This is a genomic window from Cyanobium sp. T1B-Tous (genome assembly GCF_024345475.1).
Classification (GTDB): Bacteria; Cyanobacteriota; Cyanobacteriia; order PCC-6307; family Cyanobiaceae; genus Cyanobium_A.
Window position 1 is genome coordinate 1 of the sequence record NZ_JAGQBE010000022.1, and the last position, 17,563, is coordinate 17,563.

The 17,563-nt window shown below is 68.1% G+C and carries 18 protein-coding genes; 10 read left to right on the forward strand and 8 right to left on the reverse strand.

The window, feature by feature from the left end:
• The 3 genes from KBY71_RS06940 to KBY71_RS06950 all read left to right on the forward strand — a co-directional run.
• A partial coding sequence (locus KBY71_RS06940) for a hypothetical protein (RefSeq protein ID WP_396095087.1) occupies positions 1 to 299 on the forward strand: 299 nt, incomplete at its 5' end.
• The gene (locus KBY71_RS06945; RefSeq protein WP_254928210.1) at positions 299 to 1,018 is read left to right on the forward strand and encodes a hypothetical protein; all 720 of its coding nucleotides are present in this window, start codon (positions 299 to 301) and stop codon (positions 1,016 to 1,018) included. The genes KBY71_RS06940 and KBY71_RS06945, both read left to right, overlap by 1 nt.
• 767 nt (positions 1,019 to 1,785) lie before the next feature.
• On the forward strand, positions 1,786 to 3,339 hold the full coding sequence (locus KBY71_RS06950; RefSeq protein WP_254928211.1) for a type II secretion system protein GspD: 1,554 nt from the start codon (positions 1,786 to 1,788) through the stop codon (positions 3,337 to 3,339).
• Between the two features lie 92 nt (positions 3,340 to 3,431).
• On the opposite strand, the gene KBY71_RS06955 is transcribed toward KBY71_RS06950, so the two are convergent.
• The gene (locus KBY71_RS06955) at positions 3,432 to 3,635 is read right to left on the reverse strand and encodes a hypothetical protein (RefSeq protein ID WP_254928212.1); all 204 of its coding nucleotides are present in this window, start codon (positions 3,633 to 3,635) and stop codon (positions 3,432 to 3,434) included.
• A gap of 246 nt (positions 3,636 to 3,881) precedes the next feature.
• Here KBY71_RS06955 and KBY71_RS06960 point away from each other — a divergent pair, with 246 nt between their 5' ends.
• Positions 3,882 to 4,217 (forward strand): RodZ domain-containing protein, encoded by a 336-nt coding sequence (locus KBY71_RS06960; protein WP_254928213.1) that lies wholly within the window; start codon positions 3,882 to 3,884, stop codon positions 4,215 to 4,217.
• Between the two features lie 16 nt (positions 4,218 to 4,233).
• Here KBY71_RS06960 and KBY71_RS06965 read toward each other — a convergent pair whose 3' ends face one another.
• From KBY71_RS06965 to KBY71_RS06980, 4 genes are read right to left on the reverse strand one after another with little or no spacing between them, the layout of a single operon-like run.
• Complete coding sequence (locus KBY71_RS06965; RefSeq protein ID WP_254928214.1) at positions 4,234 to 5,034, reverse strand: pentapeptide repeat-containing protein; 801 nt, start codon at positions 5,032 to 5,034, stop codon at positions 4,234 to 4,236.
• Between the two features lie 23 nt (positions 5,035 to 5,057).
• A complete protein-coding gene (locus KBY71_RS06970) occupies positions 5,058 to 6,890 on the reverse strand; it encodes a DUF3488 and transglutaminase-like domain-containing protein (protein ID WP_254928215.1) in 1,833 nt (610 codons plus the stop codon).
• The gene (locus tag KBY71_RS06975) at positions 6,887 to 7,861 is read right to left on the reverse strand and encodes a hypothetical protein (RefSeq protein WP_254928216.1); all 975 of its coding nucleotides are present in this window, start codon (positions 7,859 to 7,861) and stop codon (positions 6,887 to 6,889) included. The genes KBY71_RS06970 and KBY71_RS06975 overlap by 4 nt, the downstream gene beginning before the upstream one ends.
• Positions 7,821 to 8,705: a MoxR family ATPase gene (locus tag KBY71_RS06980; RefSeq protein WP_254928217.1), complete on the reverse strand. Its 885-nt coding sequence runs from the start codon at positions 8,703 to 8,705 to the stop codon at positions 7,821 to 7,823. The genes KBY71_RS06975 and KBY71_RS06980 overlap by 41 nt, the downstream gene beginning before the upstream one ends.
• 69 nt (positions 8,706 to 8,774) lie before the next feature.
• Between KBY71_RS06980 and KBY71_RS06985 the strand changes: the two genes are divergently transcribed.
• Positions 8,775 to 9,896: a histidinol-phosphate transaminase gene (locus KBY71_RS06985; RefSeq protein ID WP_254928218.1), complete on the forward strand. Its 1,122-nt coding sequence runs from the start codon at positions 8,775 to 8,777 to the stop codon at positions 9,894 to 9,896.
• 3 nt (positions 9,897 to 9,899) lie between these two features.
• Here KBY71_RS06985 and KBY71_RS06990 read toward each other — a convergent pair whose 3' ends face one another.
• Positions 9,900 to 10,991, reverse strand: a complete 1,092-nt coding sequence (locus KBY71_RS06990; RefSeq protein WP_254928219.1) for a glycosyltransferase — start codon at positions 10,989 to 10,991, stop codon at positions 9,900 to 9,902.
• A gap of 64 nt (positions 10,992 to 11,055) precedes the next feature.
• On the opposite strand from KBY71_RS06990, the gene KBY71_RS06995 reads away from it, so the two are divergent.
• Together KBY71_RS06995 and KBY71_RS07000 are read left to right on the forward strand one after the other, a co-directional pair.
• Positions 11,056 to 11,832, forward strand: a complete 777-nt coding sequence (locus tag KBY71_RS06995) for a hypothetical protein (protein WP_254928220.1) — start codon at positions 11,056 to 11,058, stop codon at positions 11,830 to 11,832.
• Positions 11,833 to 11,844: 12 nt separating this feature from the next.
• The gene (locus KBY71_RS07000; protein WP_254928221.1) at positions 11,845 to 12,294 is read left to right on the forward strand and encodes a hypothetical protein; all 450 of its coding nucleotides are present in this window, start codon (positions 11,845 to 11,847) and stop codon (positions 12,292 to 12,294) included.
• A gap of 50 nt (positions 12,295 to 12,344) precedes the next feature.
• Here KBY71_RS07000 and KBY71_RS07005 read toward each other — a convergent pair whose 3' ends face one another.
• Complete coding sequence (locus KBY71_RS07005) at positions 12,345 to 13,550, reverse strand: phosphoglycerate kinase (protein ID WP_254928222.1); 1,206 nt, start codon at positions 13,548 to 13,550, stop codon at positions 12,345 to 12,347.
• 164 nt (positions 13,551 to 13,714) lie between these two features.
• Between KBY71_RS07005 and KBY71_RS07010 the strand changes: the two genes are divergently transcribed.
• Genes KBY71_RS07010 through KBY71_RS07020 form a run of 3 tightly spaced genes read left to right on the forward strand, consistent with a single transcriptional unit; the run spans position 13,715 to position 15,947 of the window.
• Positions 13,715 to 14,089 (forward strand): universal stress protein, encoded by a 375-nt coding sequence (locus tag KBY71_RS07010; protein ID WP_254928223.1) that lies wholly within the window; start codon positions 13,715 to 13,717, stop codon positions 14,087 to 14,089.
• Positions 14,089 to 15,003: a ribosome biogenesis GTPase YlqF gene (gene ylqF / locus KBY71_RS07015; RefSeq protein WP_254928224.1), complete on the forward strand. Its 915-nt coding sequence runs from the start codon at positions 14,089 to 14,091 to the stop codon at positions 15,001 to 15,003. Before KBY71_RS07010 ends, ylqF begins: the two co-directional genes overlap by 1 nt.
• The gene (locus tag KBY71_RS07020) at positions 15,000 to 15,947 is read left to right on the forward strand and encodes an RluA family pseudouridine synthase (RefSeq protein WP_254928225.1); all 948 of its coding nucleotides are present in this window, start codon (positions 15,000 to 15,002) and stop codon (positions 15,945 to 15,947) included. Before ylqF ends, KBY71_RS07020 begins: the two co-directional genes overlap by 4 nt.
• On the opposite strand, the gene KBY71_RS07025 is transcribed toward KBY71_RS07020, so the two are convergent.
• Positions 15,930 to 17,531, reverse strand: a complete 1,602-nt coding sequence (locus KBY71_RS07025) for an ABC transporter ATP-binding protein (RefSeq protein WP_254928226.1) — start codon at positions 17,529 to 17,531, stop codon at positions 15,930 to 15,932. The two genes, KBY71_RS07020 and KBY71_RS07025, sit on opposite strands and share 18 nt — an antisense overlap.
• Positions 17,532 to 17,563 lie beyond the last annotated feature (32 nt).

Consider the following 17,563-nt stretch of genomic DNA (forward strand, 5'->3'; position numbering starts at 1 on the left):
ACACAAAATCACTACAACACCATCAAAATAACAAGATCAATGCCTTCCAGCTCCAGTTGAAGCGCTCACCCCTCGTCGATCCCAACGGAGTGACGATGGTCAAAGCTTCCCGCGGGGCCGATGCCGCCAGTCCAGCTCCGGCAACGCAGGGACCGGTCGTTGGGCCGGTGAATTTTGAAATTGTTGTCAACTTCCGACCCCCGATCAGCCCCGCGGCCGAGAAACAAATTCTCACTCAGCTCGGGGCTGAGGGTCTCGTTCGCCGCTTGGATCTCTTGCAGAAGGAGGGACTGCTCTAATGACCAATCTTCAGGACGCTGCAAACCCCAAAACAACCACACTGCAGCAGCGCTTGCTGCTCGGCGTTCCGATTGGTATTGGAGTTCTGGTGACGGGATTGATCGTCGGCTTTGCCACCGTTCCCCAGTGGCTGCGGCTTCAGGCTGACAGCGAACGGCTGGCCCAGCTCGAGGAACTTCAGGCTCGGATCCCCATGCTCCGGGCCCAGATTGCCAAGACCTCGGCCGCCCAGAGCAAGGCCGAACGCAATCAGGCCCAGCTCCTGCAAATGATTCAGGGCAGCGGCGAGCTGGCCACCTTCCTGGCCCAGCTCGATCGGGAGGCCTCCCGTCTGGGAGTCCAGTTGGATCTGTATGAGCCGGTGGTTGCGCCACCCCCGCCGCCGCCGGATGCCGCCAAAAAGGGAGATGGGGCTCCACCCCCGCCGCCCCAGACCCCCCTGGAAGCAGCCGGTCTCCAGGCTCAGAAAGTGTTGATCACGGCCAAGGGCCCCTATCCGAACCTGCTGGCGTTCCTGCGGGCTACCGAGAAGCTCACGGTTCTGGTCACCCAGAGCAACCTGGCCCTGGCCGCAGTCGCCCTCCCCAGTGCTCCCCAGCCGGCTGCTGGTCAGCCAGCAGCGGCACCAGCGGTGGCCAAGACGGAGCTGAAGTTGCAGTTCACCTATTACCGAGCTGCTGCCCCTGGGGCCACTTCTACGGCTGCACCGAAGAACTAACAAACCCCAGCCCAGCTCTGGCCTTGGAGAAACTCTTTCGGTAAGATCCGCCCAAAGTTGTGGCATTGACGTTGGGCAGGCATCTTTGGCAGCGATTTGCTACGGCCGCGGTGGCCACAGCTGTTCCGGCGTTTGCTCTGCTTGAGGCCTCCAGCCAAGCGGCACCGCGTCAAACTGCAGCCGGGGCAGCGCCTGTCTCCAGCCCTGCAGCAGGCTCGCCACGGACCGCCAGCAGTGGGCCCCTGCAGCTCCAGGTGCGCCGGCTGGGCAATGCTGTGGAGCTCGTGCTGGAAGGTGCCGGCCCCGCCCCCCAGTTGCAGCAATCGTCCAGGGCTAACGGTTGGCAGGGCCAGCTCACCACGGCATCGCCCTCAGGCCTCCGCTCTGGCCCCCAGCGTCTCTCCCTGCCCGAGCTCGGCTTCCAGTCCGTCAGCCTGGATGGCTCCGGCACGAGTTACAACCTCTCCGTGACGCCGATGCCTGGCGTTTCCATGGCCCGTCCGGTGGTGAGTGCCGATGGGGTGAATTTGATCCTCACGTTCCCCTCCTCTCCCCAGGCTTCGCTGCAGACCAATCGTTTGGATCTCAGCCAGCCAGGAGCGGTGCCACTGCCCACCTATGCCCCGCCGCTGCAGCCCCGGGCTGTGGCACCGCCCCTCGGGGATATGGCCGTGGGCACCATGACGCTCCGGAATCCTGGTTACGTCAATGTGAGCGGCCCGCCGGTCACCATGACCCTTAAGAATGCGCCAGCCAAGGATGCCCTGATGGCCCTGGCCCAGCTGGGTGGCTATGGATTTGTTTACTTGGAAGATTCATCTCTTGCCGGACAAGCAATCCAGGCAGCCCCTGCTATTGGCAATGTGTCGATATCATTTCGAGGAGAAAGCTATTCTAGAGCGCTAAACTCTACTCTTCTTGCTGCGGGGTTGCAGGGTAAAAAAGAAGGCAATATGATTTTTGCAGGACGTAACGCTTTATCTAAAAGTTTTGGGCCGCAACTTTCCAAGGTTTACAGGCTCAATCAGGTTAATGCGAATTCGGCTGCCGATTATTTGGCGAATCTTGGTGCGTCAGTGACCAAGACGAATACTGTTACGACTGCTGTTACCCAAGGTGTTGCTCAGGGTGAGGCAGTTTCTTCGGCTGCGAACTCGCAAACGACTCAGTCGAGTACACAGACCACGGTTGAAGCTTATGGAGCTGCTTCCGGCCCGCTTGTTGGCCTGCGAGCTACCACGGATACACGATTAAGTACCATTACGCTTGTTGGCGATTCGTCTTTGGTAATTGTTGCAGAGCAGTATCTGCGCCAGCTTGATCTTCGCCAAAGGCAGGTTGCCCTTTCGGTTCAGATCCTGGATGTGACTCTTGAGAATGATTCGGCTATTTCTAACAGCTTTGCTTTTAAAGCGGGTAACTCATTCATAGTCAATGATGCTGGTAGTTTGATAGGCGCTACTGGAAGCTTCTTGCCTCCCACCGGAGATCAGTTTAATACTATCTCTGGTGGAGCTGGTAACGCCAAGCCGATATTTGGCGACACAGCTAATCAAGGTATAATCCCTCCCCTGGCGCCGGCTCCTGTTAATCCTGGAACTGCTTATTCGGCGGATAATTTTTATAATCTTGTCAAGGCTACTATTCAGTCTCGTAGTACTAAGATTCTCGCTAGTCCTACTCTCATTCTTAGCGAAGAAAGTGGTGAATTGGCTGGGGGTGCTGAGGTCGCTGCGACGGTTAGTCAGTCAGGTGGAGGTTCCGCCGGAGCTACTATCGGTCGCCCGCGGGCAAATGAATCATTTGTAACTGTTGGAGAGCAAGTTATAACAAACTATACAGTATCGCCGGGTCAAAATGGTGCGCCTAATTCTTGTCAGCCTCAGTTTGGCATCTCTGGGCTAACTTTGGGCGCAAAAGTGTTAAAAATTGATGACAATGGATTTGTTACATTTGCGATGTCGCCATCTGTGACTGCCTCGACGCGTACTCAGAGAGTTGAAAACTGTGGTTTCATTGATATTTTGGCGGTTCGCCGTCTTGATACTGGTAATGCGAGGATTAGGGATGGCCAGACTCTTATTTTGACCGGTGTAATTTCTGACAGTGATACCCAGGCTGTCCAAAAGTGGCCCATTTTGGGAGATATCCCTTTTATTGGCCAGTTCTTTAGGGGTAGCGCTGGTGGTAGGGACAAGCGCGAGCTTGTTATTATGGTCACTCCAAGAATTCTTAGCGACGGTGATGGGGGAGGATTTGGCTATGGATACCAACCTTCGACTCCCCAAGCCCGGGAATTTATGGGTTCATCTTCCTATTAAGGCAGCTTAAGAGTCATTCTGCTTGATTAAAGTGCTCTTAGTTACCCTATGAATACTTAGGCCCCGGTGCTTTCATGGCCGATCCAGAATCTTCATTGCCCGCAGAGGATTCTCTGCAGAGCCAACAGGCGATAGAAGATCTTGAGCGTCAAGTGGCGGAAGCTCAAGCTGAGCTGGAGCAATACCAAGGCCTGCTCAACGAACTTCCTGGCATTTACGAAGACAAATTCCGCCAGAGGGTCCGCAGTGTTGCTGAGGACATCCGCCATCTGCTCGATGAGCGCAAGGCTCTGCAAGAGCAGGTCTCCCGCGCCCTGGCGCAACCCAGGGTGCCTGAGGCCTTGCCTCCCGCCGCTGCAGTGCCCCCCGCTCCGGCCCCCAGAAGTTGGGCGGATGTGCGTTTGCCCCGCTTCCAGTCACCTCCCAGCGACTCTCCGTCCCGTCGCCGCTCGCGCCGGTCAGGGATTGTGTTTCGGTTCCGATCCCCCAAGGCTCGCCAGAGGTCCGTTGCTCTTGGCGCCGGTTTGGTTCTGGCCTTGATAGTGCTGGGCCTGCCCCAACTGCTGAGTCGTCGCTCCCTGCCTGTGGTCGACCGCTCTCCCGTACCCACCGTTGGCCAGCGTCCGTTGCCGGCCATTCTTGCCACGCTTCGCCTGGAGGCCCGGGGTGGACAGAGCTGGGTGCGGGTGGAGCGGCTTGAGGGGGAAAAGGTGCTCGATACCATTCTGGAACCGGGCCAAAGCAGGGAACTGGCCCTGGGTTCGGGGCTGAAGATTCGCTCTGGTCGGCCTGATTTGCTCTACGTGGCTGTGGGTACGAGTCGGCCCCAACCTATCGGAGGCGTCAGTGACCTCGATTGGTATGAGTTTCGGCCGTAACCGTTGCCGGGGGGCTTCATAAACCCAGCGGTAGAAGCCCTTTCATGGCGAGAGGTGCTAGGAACTGGAAGGCCGACAGCAGGCCTTCCAGCGCTTTGCTGCCGGCCCCGTTGCCGCCCTCGCCGTTGGAGTCGGCACCTTTGGCCAGTTTTTCGGCCGCCTGTTTCAGTTGCTCGGCTTGGGCCAACTCCCCCCCCTGGCTGTAGAGGCTGGCGGCGTAGTTGAAGTCGCTTGCGGCCAGTTGGGTTTTCCCCTGTTCGCTGCGGCAAATGCCCCGGGCTACCCAGCTGATGGCGGCATTCGGGTCCTTGCGGATCGCATCCCCAAAGAGTTGTTCGGCTTCCGGATAGCGCCCCTGCTGGGCCGCTTCAGCCGCGGCGTTGTGCAGCTCGGCGTAGCTCAGCTGCACGGCGGGGATGCCGGTGGCCCGCTGCCAGTGGCTGCGCGACAGGGCTCCTGGGTCCAGTAGGGCACCACTGAGGTCGGCCTGCCGTAGATCGGTGCCATCCAGTAGGGCTCCCCGCAGGTCGGCCCCCCGCAGCGAGGCGCCGGTGAGGCTGGTGAAGCTCAGGTTGGCCCCGGAGAGTTGGGCCCCATCCAGGCGGGCCTGGCCGAGGTTGGCCCGTTGCAGCTGGGCCTGCCGTAGATCTGCATCGCGCAGATCGGCATGCACGAGGTCAGCGTCCTGCAGCTTGCAGCTGCGGCAGTTGCGGGTGTCCAGCAGTTGGATCAGGTCGTTGGAACCCGCCCAAGTTGCCGGCAACGGCAGGCCGAGGCCCAGGGCCATCAGGACGGCAGACAGGACGCGCTTGGGCATGGCACTCACCCTGAATTCACGGCTTATAGCGTGCTTTTGGGGCTGCGTTGTAGGGAGCGCAGGGCTGTTCGCCAGGCGGCCCAGTGTCGAGCTCGCGCCGTTGGCTCGAGACGGGCAAAGCGCAGCAGCCTGTGGCATCGGCCCAGCTCCTGTAGGGCTTCCCTGCTGGCCGGGAGGCGTTCACCGGCCCGCAGGCACAGCTGCTCGAAGGTCTCGCCCGGAGCTGGCTCGATCCCCGCCTGCTGCAGGCGGCGGATCACGGCCCTGAGATCCCGGTCCAGTCGGTCGCCCCGGGCCGGTGCCTGGAGCCACTGCAGCCAGCCGATCCCCAGGGCCAGCAGGCTCCCGGCGCCTCCCAACAGCACCAGGCCCAGGCCCTGGCGTTGATCGCCAAACAAGCGTTCCAGCAGCGCCTCCTGGCTGGCTTGGTCGAACCCCAGCCACCAGCGGTTCCAGGCCAGATCCAAGCCCCACCACTGCCATTGCAGCCATTGGATGCCCCGGCGCCAGCCCTGCAGGTTGACGGGGCCTGCGGCGCTACGGGCCGCCCCGGCCGGGTTGGAGGCGCTGGCTCCCACCCAGGCGCTGGGGTCGACCCGCTGCCAGCCCCGGTTGGGAAGCCATACCTCGCTCCAGGCATGGGCGTCGCTCTGGCGGAGGTCGAGGTAGGGCGTGCCTCCCAGCGGCTGCACCCAGCGGCCGCCCAGATACCCGCTCACCACCCGGGCCGGCACCCCCGCCGCCCGCATCAGGGCCGTGAAGGCGCTGGCGTAGTGGCCGCAGAAGCCTTCGCGGCGTTCAAACAGGAACACGTCCAGGCCCTGGCGGGCTGGCAGGACGCCGGGGGTGCGGCTATAGCGAAAGTTTTGGCTTGTGAACCAGGCCTCGGCGGCGGCGAGCCGCTGCTCCGGCTGGGGCAGGGCGCGCCAGCGCTCCCCCAAGGCCTCCAGTTGGGGGTTGCTGCCTACCGGCAGGGTGAGGTCCACAAGGGTGGGCGGCCGTTGCTGCCAGGGCTGGGGCCGGTCGACATCCCGCAGGAGATAGGCCAGCCGTTCCCTTCCAGGCAGCTGCCGCCGCAGTTCCCCGCCCGGGCTCACCCGCAGCTGGCTGGGGCTGCCCTGGCCGGTTCCGGCCCAGGGCAGGGCCTGGACGGGACTGGGTTCCGCCAGCCACACCTGGCTGGGGGTTGCTGCACCCTCGGCGCTGCCGGGGGGGGTGGCCTGGGGCACAGCGGCGGTCGCCGGTTCGTCGAGACGGCTCCAGCGGCGGCCGTCGAAGCGCTCATGCACGATCACCCGCCAGTAGCGCCCTTGCGGGTCTGGGGGTGTGTTGCCGCTGAAGCTCACCCGGGCTGCCGGAGCCTCGTCGTTGGCCAGGCTGGCGATGCTGCCCGGGTCGAGGTCGGCACTCAGGCCCGTGACCGCGGCGCCGGAGCCCTGCAGGTTGGGCGCTGTCCAGAGCGGATCCAGCCGGGGCACCAGCAGAAACAGCAGCAGGGCCATTGGCAGGGCGGCCACCAGCACCGTCAGGCTGCGGCGCAGCAGGGCCCGCCAGCTCAGCCCTGCACCCACCTCGAGGGCAAGCAGGCCCGCCAGGGCCAGGCCGGTGCCCAGCAGCTGCAGAACGCTGGGCAGCAGCTCTGGCTGCTGGGCCCCCTGCACCCCGCAGCCGATCAGGGTGAGCAGGCTCACCAGCCGCCGTTCCTGCAGGCTGCGCGCCTCGGCCAGCTTCAGGGCCGCCAGCAGCAGCAGTCCGGCCGACAGCCAGCCCAGGGGTGCGCCGAAATCCAGGCCGGGCAGGCCCGCGCCCAGCACGGCCAGACCCAGGATCTGCAGCCAGCGGGCGGAGGGGCTCATGGGGTGCCGTGGGTGGCCAGGGCCAGCAGGCAGCGGTCGCGGTGGTCCGGCCCGGTGGCTGGAGCCAGGTGCGTCGAGCCCAGGTCCAGGCCGAAGGCTTCGCCGGCCTGGCTGCGGCGCCAGATCTCGGCACTGAGGTGCTCCAGCGCCCGCTCGATCGGCACCCCGGGCGCGGGGCTGAGTCGGGCCGCCGGAGGGCTGTCGCTGGCAAACACTTTGGTCTGCTTCCCCAGCCCCTGGGCCAGGGACCTCCAGGCCAGCCGGCCCAGGCCGTCCTCCGGGCGGTGGGGCCGCAGATCGTGCCACGACGCACTGCCCTGCTGGTGGGGGGTGGCGGCCACCTGCTGGTCACCGTTGCCCGAGGGCCCGGGGGCGGCGGCCACGGGGCCCGGCCGTCGGGCCGGGTAGACGGGCTGGGGAAGTGGTGGCTCCCACAGGCTCCAGCAGCGGAACAGCCCCAGCGGTGCAGTGGTTTGGATCCGGAGCAATCCGGGGGTCTGCAGGCCCCGGCGCGCGCTGTGCCAGGTGACGGTCAACACCGCTTCGCCTCCGTTGAGGCGCTGTGGCGGTGGGGGCGGTTGCCGCCGCGGCCCCAGCTGCACGGCGTCGCGGCTGCCGCGGCTGCGGACCAGCAGCCGATAGGCGAGGGGCTCGTCGGCGAATCCCCCGGTGGGTGGCAGGGCCTGGAGGTCGAGCCCCTGCAGGTTGAAGTGGGTGAGGGGTAGGGCCAGCAGCCACAGCCCCAGCATCAGGAAACTCAGCAGCAGGGGACCGTTGCGCTGGCTCTGGATCGCCACCAGCTGCAGCAGGCCACTGCCCGCCAGCCAGAGCCAGCCGAAGCGGGTGGGGAGGATGTAGAGGTTGCGCAGCCCCAGCCGCAGGTGCTCGCCCCGCTGGGGTTTGACCCACCGCTCCAGATCAAGTGGCAGGTCAGCGAAGCCCATCCACTCCGGCCAGCAGGGCAGCGGCATCCCGCTGCAGGCGATGGTTGGCCACGGCCGGCAGCACGGCCTGCACGTCGGTGGGGGTGACGTGGTCCCGCCCCTCCAGCAGCGACCAGGCCCGCGCCGCGGCCACCAGGCCCTGACAGGCCCGCGGCGACAGGCCCGGGCCCGGCTGGTCGCCCCGGCGGCTGAAGGCGGCCAGGTCGAGCACGTAGTCGAGCAGGGCGGTGGAGCAATGCTGGGCGGCGGCCTGCCCCTGCAGCTCCAACAGGCCGGCAGGGTTGCTGATGGGCTCCAGGCTGGCGGGTGGGAGGGCCGCGCCGCTCAGCAGCGCGCGCTCGGCCTCGCGGTTGGGGAAGCCCAGGCTGAGCCGCATCAGGAAGCGATCCAGCTGGGATTCCGGCAGGGGCGCCGTGCCCACCTGGTCGATGCCGTTCTGGGTGGCGATCACCAGGAAGGGCTGGGGCAGGGGGTGGCTCACCCCGTCCACACTCACCCGCCCCGCCGCCATCGCCTCCAGCAGGGCGCTCTGGGTGCGGGGGCTGGCCCGGTTGATCTCATCGGCCAGCAGCACCTGGCTGAACAGGGGGCCGGGTTGGAAGTGGAACCGGGTGTTGGCGGCGTCGAACACATTGATGCCGGTGAGATCCGCCGGCAGCAGGTCGCTGGTGAAACTCACCCGCTTGAAGCTGAGCCCGAATCCCCGGGCCAGGGCTTCGGCCAGGGTGGTTTTGCCCATGCCGGGCAGGTCTTCGATCAGCAGGTGGCCCCGGGCCAGCAGGCAGGCCAGGGCCAACTTCACCGGCTCTTCCTTGCCCAGCAGCACCCGGCCGATGGCGGTGATCAGCGGTTGCAGCGGTCGGCTGGCCACGGGGCCCGATCGGGGAAACCTGATTGTGGCGGGCTCGCCTGCCGGTGTGGCGGCTCCTAGGTTGCGACCATGACGACGGGCCCGTTCGAGCGCCATGGCGGCAACCTGGCTGCCACCGCGGCACGCCTGGGTTGTCGGCCCTCCCAGCTGCTGGATGCCAGCGCCTCCCTGGTGCCCTTTGGGCCACCGTGGGCCGCCCGCTGGCCGCTGCTGCAGGCGGCCCTGGGCCTTGCGCCTGGGGCATCGCTGCGGGGCTATCCCGATCGGGATTACGGCGCCCTGCGCACGGCCCTGGCCCAGTGCCATCAGGGGGCGGGTCTGGAGGCTCTGGGGCCCGACTGGCTACTGCCGGGCAACGGGGCGGCGGAGCTGTTCACCTGGGCGGCCCGGGATGGGGCCGCGGCCGGATTGAGCGTGCTGCCCCAGCCGGGCTTTGCCGACTATCCCCGGGCCCTGGCCTGCTGGGGCGGGGCCTGGCAGCACCAGCCCCTCCCGCTCCAGGCCGGTGTGGCACCCCAGGCCTTCCCCGATCCCCCTGCCGGGGCCGTGCTCTGGCTCACCAACCCCCACAACCCCACCGGCGCCCTCTGGAGCCGGGCCTCCCTGGAGCCGCTGCTGGAGCGCTTTGCCCTGGTGATCGCCGATGAGGCGTTCCTACCCCTGGTGCCCGATGGAGAGCGGCAGTCCCTGATCCCCCTGGTGCCTCGCCACCCCAACCTGGTGGTGATCCGCAGTCTCACCAAGCTGTGGTCGATTGCCGGGCTCCGGCTGGGGTACGCCCTGGGCCACCCCGAGCGCCTGGCCCGCTGGGCCCGCTGGCGGGATCCCTGGCCTGTTAACGGCCTGGCGGTGGCGGTGGCCGAGGCCCTGCTGGCCGATCCCGCCGGCTGGCGGCGTTGGACGGCCCGGGTGCAGGGCTGGGTGGCGCGGGAGGGGCCCTGGCTCACCGCCCAGTTGGCGGCTCTGCCGGGGCTCACGCCGCTGCCGTCGGCGGCCAATTACCTCTTGGTGCGGGGTGAGGTGTCCCTGCAGCCCCTGCGCGAGCGTCTGGAGTGCCGCCACCGGATCCTGGTGCGTGACTGCCGCTCCTTCGACGGGCTGGGGGAGCACTGGCTGCGCATCGGCTACCAGGGCCGTCGCGGCAATCGGCGTCTCCTCAGGGCTCTGGAACAGGAATGGGCCCAGGGCTAGGGCTCACCCCGCCTGGGAAACCAGCCTTGAGCCGCTGAGCAGGCCCGCCACCCGCCGATCGGCATCGCGCACCGCCAGCGCTTCCATGGCGGCGGCCATGTCCACCAGGGGATCACGGGCGGCGGCCGCACCCCGCAGCCGCGGCCCCAGCAGGCGCCAGAGGGCCTGCTCCAGCGCCGGCTCGCCGGGGGGGTGCTGCCACACGATCACGGCGGCCCCCAGTTCGGCGGCGGCGGCGGCGTTGGCATCCTGGTGGCGGTCGGCCGCCGCGGGGTAGGGCACCAGCACGGCGGGCGTACGGCACACGGCCAGCTCGCTGAGGGCGCCGGCGCCGCTGCGGCTGACGGCCAGATCGGCGTGCTGCAGCAGGCCCGGGATGTCGTCGCTGAACGGCCGCTCCACCACTCCCTCCGGCAGGACCTGGCCGCTCTCGGGGTCGTTGCTGCCGGTGAGGTGCACCACCCGCACCCCCGCCGCTGAAAGCCGAGCCAGTAGGGGCCGCACCATCCGGTTGAGCCCCACGGCCCCCTGGCTGCCGCCCATCACCAGCAGCAGCGGTCCCGGCCCCGCAGGCACCCAGGCGGGCAGGGGGGCAGGCTCGAGGAAGGCCTGCCGCACCGGCGTGCCCGTGACCACCGGCCGGCAGCGGGGCAGGCGGGCGGCGGCCTGGGGGAGACCCACCGCCACCTGGGTGCAGAAGCGGCCGAGCAGGCGGGTGACCTTGCCTGGCACGGCATTGCTCTCGTGCAGCACCACCGGCACGCCGCACCACCGGGCCGCCAGGATCGCTGGAGCCGCGATGTAGCCGCCGCTGGTGAAAACGGCTTGGATCTGTTCGCGGCGGATCAGCCGCCGCACCGAGCGGGTGGCCTGCAGCAGCTGCAGCAGGTTGAGCAGCTTGCGCAGGCCCCGCCCCTGCAGGCCTCCGGCCCGCACGGTGTGGAGGGGATAGCGACGGGGCACCAGTTGGGTTTCCAGGCGGTCGGGCACCCCCAGCCACTGCACGCTCCAGCCGGCGGGCATGGCATCGGCCACGGCCAAGGCGGGAAACAGGTGGCCGCCGGTGCCGCTGGCAGCGATCAAGAGCCTGGGCATGGGCGAGGGGGTTGGGCCGGATGGCTGGAGCGCGCCTAACTTAAAAGCGGTTTCCGCCGCCGCGATGCCGCGCCTTCAGCCCTTGCGCCGGGTCCTGCCCGGCTGCTGTGATCGAATCCTGGGGGTGGCTGCGGGGGGTGTCCTGGCGGCCGTTGGCCTGCCGGCGCTGGCGGCCCCTCCCACGGCGGCCCAGCTGCAGGCCCTGGAGGCAGCCCTCAATGGCACCGGTGCCCTGGCGTCCGTGATCGAGAACGGTCCGGGCCTCGACGTCACCCTGGTGGAACTGCGCCGCCGCAGTTTGTTGCGCCAATTCCCCGATGCCCGCTGGCAGATCGCTCCCGGAGCGCCCCTGCGCGATGGCCGCAGCACGGTGCAGCTGCAGGTGCGGGGCAGTCGGGAGGAGGGCCCCACCCGCTACCGGCTGGAGGCCCAGCAGCAACTGGTGCTCACGAGCAGCGGGGGGCTGATCAATGGCCAGACCGTGGTGCGGGAGCAGTCCTTGCTGCGCAGTGGGGAGACCGATTTGCCAGTGAGCCTGCTGATCCCGGATGCGGTGCTCACGGGCCAGCGCTACGACGTCGACGTGCTGTTCGACGAGCCCCTGGAGGGGGCCGTGGCCGCCGGGGGCCTGGTGGCCCTCACCGGCCAGCAGGTCAATGCCCTGGAGAGCCCCGAGCTGCAGCTGGGCGCCCTGGGCGGGGGTGGCCTGTTCAAGTCGGTGCAGGCTCCCTTCACCCCCGGGAGCCAGACCTGGGCGGTGCTGCTCGTGCATCCCAAGGGCATCATCAGTGCCACCAAGCGGGTGCTGGTGGTGGCCGACAAGGCCCAGCTGAATCCCTGAGCTCCTCTCACCATGCTCCCTCCCTCTTTGGTCCGCTGCCTGCCCTCCAGCTCTGGGTTGCTGGCCGGAGCTCTGGCGCTGCTTTGCAGCAGCCCGCTGCTGGCCCAGACCCAGACCAAGACCCAGCAGCAGTGGCGCAACCCGGAGCGCCGCGAGGCGATGCAGCGCCAGCAGGCCGAAGCGATGAGTCGCCTCAGTGCCAGCCAGCGCCGCCAGTATTTCGCCGCCCGCCGCGACCTGGAGCAGCGCAGCGCCCGTCAGCGCCTGGAGCAACTCAGCCAGGCGGAACGCTGCATCGTGCCGGCCCCTGACCTGGCCGCCGTGGAGCGCTGCCAGCGCACCCAGCTGCAACAGACCATGCAGCAGCGGCGCCAGCAGATGGCGGATCTGGTGGAGCTGCAGCGCCGCTTTGGATTGCCGAGCGGAAATCCCGGCCCCCGCCCGCCGCAACAGGGGGTTTAAGCCCCCTGTTGGCTCTGGTCAGAGCACGCTCTGATCAGGCTTCACCCGAATCAGGCTTCATCCAGGGCGGCCACGCCGGGCAGCACCTTGCCTTCCAGCAGCTCCAGGCTGGCGCCGCCGCCGGTGGAGATGTGGGACATCTGGTCGGCCACGCCCACCTTCTCCACGGCCGCCACGGAGTCGCCGCCGCCGATGATCGTGATGGTGCCTTGGGCGCTGAGGGCGGCCAGGGTGTGGGCGATGCCGTTGGTGCCGGCCGCAAACTTGTCGAACTCGAACACGCCCATGGGGCCGTTCCAGATCACGGTCTGACAGTCGGCCAGGGCCTCCTGGAACACCTTCAGGGAATCGGGGCCGATGTCGAGGCCCATCCAGCCATCGGGAATGGCCTCAATCTTGGCGATCTGGCTGTTGGCGTCGGGGGCGAAGTTGTCGGCCAGCACCACATCGGTGGGCAGCAGGAACTGCACACCCTTGGCGGCTGCCTTGGCTTCGAGTTCCTTGGCCAGCTCCAGCTTGTCCTCTTCCACCAGGCTCTTGCCCACCGAGAGGCCACGGGCCTTGTAGAAGGTGAAGATCATGCCGCCGCCGATCAGGATCTTGTCGCACTTGTCGATCAGGGCCTCGAGCACGCCGATCTTGGAGCTCACCTTCGAGCCGCCCACGATCGCCGCCAGCGGACGCTTGGGCGCGTCGATGGCGCCCTGCAGGTAGGCGAGTTCCTTCTCCATCAGGAGGCCCGCCACGTTGGGGCTGAGGAACTTGGTGACCCCCTCGGTGGAGGCGTGGGCGCGGTGGGCGGCACCAAAGGCGTCGTTCACGTACACCTCAGCCAGGGCGGCGAGCTGTTTGGCGAACTCGGCTTCGTTCTTCTCTTCCTCGGCGAAGAAGCGCACGTTTTCGAGCAGCACCACACCGCCGTCTTCCAGGGCGGCCACCTGGGCCTCGGCATCGGCGCCGATGCAGCTGTCGGTCTTGGTGACGGGCACACCCAGCAGGTCGCTGAGGCGGGCGGCCACCTGGGTGAGGCGCATGCCCTCGTTCACCTGGCCCTTGGGACGACCGAAGTGGGCCGCCAGGATCACCCGGGCGCCGTTGTCGCGCAGGTGGGCGATGGTGGGCAGGGCGGCCCGGATGCGGGTGTCGTCGGTGATGGCACCGGCATCATCGAGCGGTACGTTGAAGTCGACCCGCACCAGCACGCGCTTGCCGCGGAGCTCATCGGCTGAAAGGCTGGCCAGGGAGCGCTTCGCCATGGGAGGTATGGGAAATACGGAATTGCCGGGGGAGATTAGCCCCCGCGGCTCCTCCGGCCCCCCACCTTCGGATTTCCCCCAATCCGTCCTGCTGGCCGGATCCCAGGCCGCCCTCCAGACTGAACCTCCAGCCCCCCATCGGCCCTGCCCGCGGTCCTTGCTCCATGTTTGACACCGTTCTCTTCCCCATCGACCGGAGCCGCCAGGCGATGGACACGGCGGCAGTGGCGTTGAAACTGGCCCAGCAGCACGCCAGCCGGTTGGTGCTGCTGTCGGTGGTGGAGCCCGGTGAGGACGATCCCGCCGCCGTGGCGGAGCTGCTGCAGCAGGCCCGGACCCGCTTTGAAGAGGCTGGCGTGAGCTGCCAGGTGATCGAGCGGGAGGGCAAGCCCGCCTTTGTGATCGGCGATGTGGCCGACGAGATCAATGCCGATGTGATCGTGATGGGCACCCGCGGCATCGCCATCGAGAGCGACCAGCAGAGCACCGCGGCCCGGGTGATCCAGCTGGCGCCGTGCCCGGTGCTGGTGGTGCCCTGATGCCCCAGACGCTGCCGCTGAGCGTCAATGCCCCGGCGATTCAGTGGTATCCCGGCCACATCGCCAAGGCGGAGAAGGCCCTCAACGCCAACCTGGCCAAGGTGGATCTGGTGATTGAGGTGCGGGATGCCCGCATTCCCCTGGCCACCTCCCACCCCCGCTTGCAGCGCTGGATCAGCGGCAAGCAGCACCTGTTGGTGCTCAACCGGGTGGACATGATTCCGCCGCCGGTTCGGCAGGCCTGGACCGCCTGGTTCCGGGCCCAGGACCAGACCTGCTGGTGGTGCGACGCCAAGGCCGGTACCGGCGTGAAACAGCTGCAGCAGGCCGCCATCCGGGCCGGGGAGGCCCTCAACGCCCGGCGGGCCGGGAGGGGCATGAAGCCGAGGCCGGTGCGGGCCCTGATGCTCGGTTTCCCCAACGTGGGCAAATCCGCCCTGATCAATCGGCTGGTGCGCCAGAAGGTGGTGGACAGTGCCCGCCGTGCCGGTGTCACCCGCAGCCTGCGCTGGGTGCGGCTGGGCCAGGACCTGGACCTGCTCGATGCTCCCGGCGTGCTGCCGCCCCGCCTGGACGACCAGCAGGCCGCCCTGCGGCTGGCCCTCTGCGACGACATCGGCCAGGCCGCTTACGACAACGAGGCCGCCGCCCTGGCCTTCCTGCAGCTCCTCACCCTGCTGGAGGCCCAGCCCGCCGCCGGGGTGGCCCCCGGCCTGGTGGAGAAGCGCTACGGCATCCCCCTCGGCGCCCTGGGCGGCGGCGGCCCCGACGTGGAGGGTTGGCTGGCAGCGGCCGCCGATCGCCACACCAGTGGCGACAGCCTGCGCATGGCCACCAAGGTGCTCGACGACTTCCGCTGCGCCCGCCTGGGGGCCATTGCCCTGGAATTGCCGGCCCTCGAGCTGCCCTCATGAGTGGCTTCGGAGAGGGCGAGGGGGAGTTGCTGACGCTCACCTATCCCAAGCCGCTGCCGATGCGGTTGGACCGCTGGCTGGTGAGTCAACGGCCCGAGCAGAGCCGCGCCCGGATTCAGAAGTTCATTGATGCCGGCTATGTGCGGGTGAACGGGATCACCGGCCGGGCCAAGACGCCGTTGCGGGAGGGCGATGGGGTGGAGCTGTGGATGCCGCCGCCCGAGCCGCTCCCCTACCTGGTGGCCCAGGCGATGCCGCTGGATGTGCTCTTTGAAGACGCGCACCTGATCGTGCTCAACAAGCCCGCCGGCCTCACCGTGCACCCGGCTCCGGGCAACAGGGACGGCACCCTGGTGAACGGCCTGTTGCATCATTGCCCCGACCTGCCCGGCATCGGCGGCGAGCTGCGGCCGGGGATTGTGCACCGGCTCGACAAGGACACGACCGGCTGCATCGTCGTGGCCAAGAGCCAGGAGGCCTTGGTGAAGCTGCAGGTGCAGATCCAGAAGCGGATCGCCTCGCGCCAGTATCTGGCGGTGGTGCACGGCCAGCCGGCGGCCGACTCCGGCACGATCGTGGGTGCGATCGGTCGTCACCCGGCTGACCGCAAGAAATACGCCGTGGTGCAGGACGACAGCGGCCGCCACGCCTGTACCCACTGGCGCCTGATCGAGCGGTTGGGGGACTACGCCCTGCTGCGCTTCAAGCTCGACACCGGCCGTACCCACCAGATCCGGGTGCATTGCGCCCACATGGGCCATCCGATCGTGGGCGACCCGGTGTATTCCCGCTGCCGCAAGCTGCCGATCGAGCTGCCTGGCCAGGCCCTCCATGCGGTGCAGCTGGGCCTCGATCACCCGATCACGCGTGAGCGCCTGGTGTGTGAGGCCCCCCTGCCGGAGGTGTTTGAGCGGTTGCTGGAGCTGTTACGCCGGCGCCGGTAGCCGCGGGCAGGCCTCCACCAGCTTGCGGGTGATCGCGGCCTGGGGATCGCGCAGCAGCCGGGCACCGGGGCCCTCCTCCACGATCGTGCCGCCCTCCAGCACGATCACCCGGTGGCAGAAGCCACTGGCCACCGAGAGGTCGTGGGTGACGAACAGGATGCCCAGCCCCAGCCCCTCCTGGAGCTGGCGCAGCAGGGCCAACACGTCGGCCTGCACCTCCGCATCGAGCATGCTCACGCTCTCGTCGCAGAGCAGCACCTTGGGCTCGAGCACCAGGGCCCGGGCGATGGCCACCCGTTGCTGCTGGCCGCCCGAGAGCTGGCGGGGCAGGCGGTTCTCAAAGGCCTCGGGGGGGGTCAGCCCCACCGCGCTCAGGAGCTCCCGCGCCCGCTGGCGGGCCTGGGGGCGGCTGGCCAGACCGTGGATCAGCAGGGGATCGGCAATCGCTTCCCCCACAACCATTTGGGGGTTGAGGCAGGCCAGGGGGTCTTGAAACACCATCTGGATGCCGCGCCGCGCCTGCCGCAACGCCCCGCCGCGCAGGCTGAGCAGGTTGCGGCCCTCCAGGCGCACGCTGCCGCCCCGCACCGGTGCCAGGCCCATCAGGGCCCGGCAGAGGGTGCTTTTGCCGCAGCCCGAAGCCCCAACCAGGCCAATGGTTTCGCCCTGCTGGAGCCGCAGGCTGACGCCATCCACGGCCTTCAGCCAGCGGGACTGCCAGGGCAGGGACGGCAGGGGGTGCCAGCTGCGCAGGCCCTCCAGTTCCAGCAGGGCCGGTGCCGGTGCCGGCGCGGGGCTTTCGGCTCCCTCCCGCTCCCGCGCCTTGGCCACCAGCCGCTGGGCCAGGGGGGAGGCCGGGGCGGTGAGCAGCTGCTGGGCAGGGGCCTGTTCAATCAGGTGGCCCTGGTCGAGGACGGCGATCTGGTCACACCAGCGGCCCGCCATGGCCAGGTCGTGGCTGATCAGCAGCAGGGCGCTGCCCGCTTCGCGGCAGAGGTCCGTGAGCTCCGCCATCACCTGACCGGCCACGGCCACATCCAGGCTGGTGGTGGGTTCGTCAGCGATCACCAGGGGCGGCCTGAGGGCCATGGCCAGGGCGATGGCCAGGCGCTGGCGCATGCCACCGCTGAATTCATGGGGGTAGCTGCCGTAGCGCTTCGGGTTGATCCCCACCCGCTCCAGCAACTGCTCAGCCCGTTCCCGCACTTGGCGCCGCCGCCACTGGGGTCGGTGGGCCGCCAGGGTGTCGCCCAGGTGATCTCCGATGGTGAGCAGGGGATTCAGCCGGGTCATGGGGTCCTGGAACACCAGGCCCACCGCTTCGCCGCGCAGCTGGCGCAGGGCCGACCGCCGCAGCCGGCTGGGGTCCTGCCCCGCCAGCAGCAGCCCACCGCTGCACTGGCTGCCAGGGGGCAGCAGCTGCAGCACGGCCCGGGCCACGGTGCTCTTGCCGCAGCCGGAGGGACCCACCAGGGCCAGCCGTTCGCCCGGACTGAGGCTGAGGGTCAACCCCTCGAGGGTGGGGCGCTCCGCATCGGGGTAGCGCACCACCAGGTTGTCGATTGAAAGCACAGGGCTGGCCATGGGCCCCAGCTTGGCGGCTGCTGCATACGATG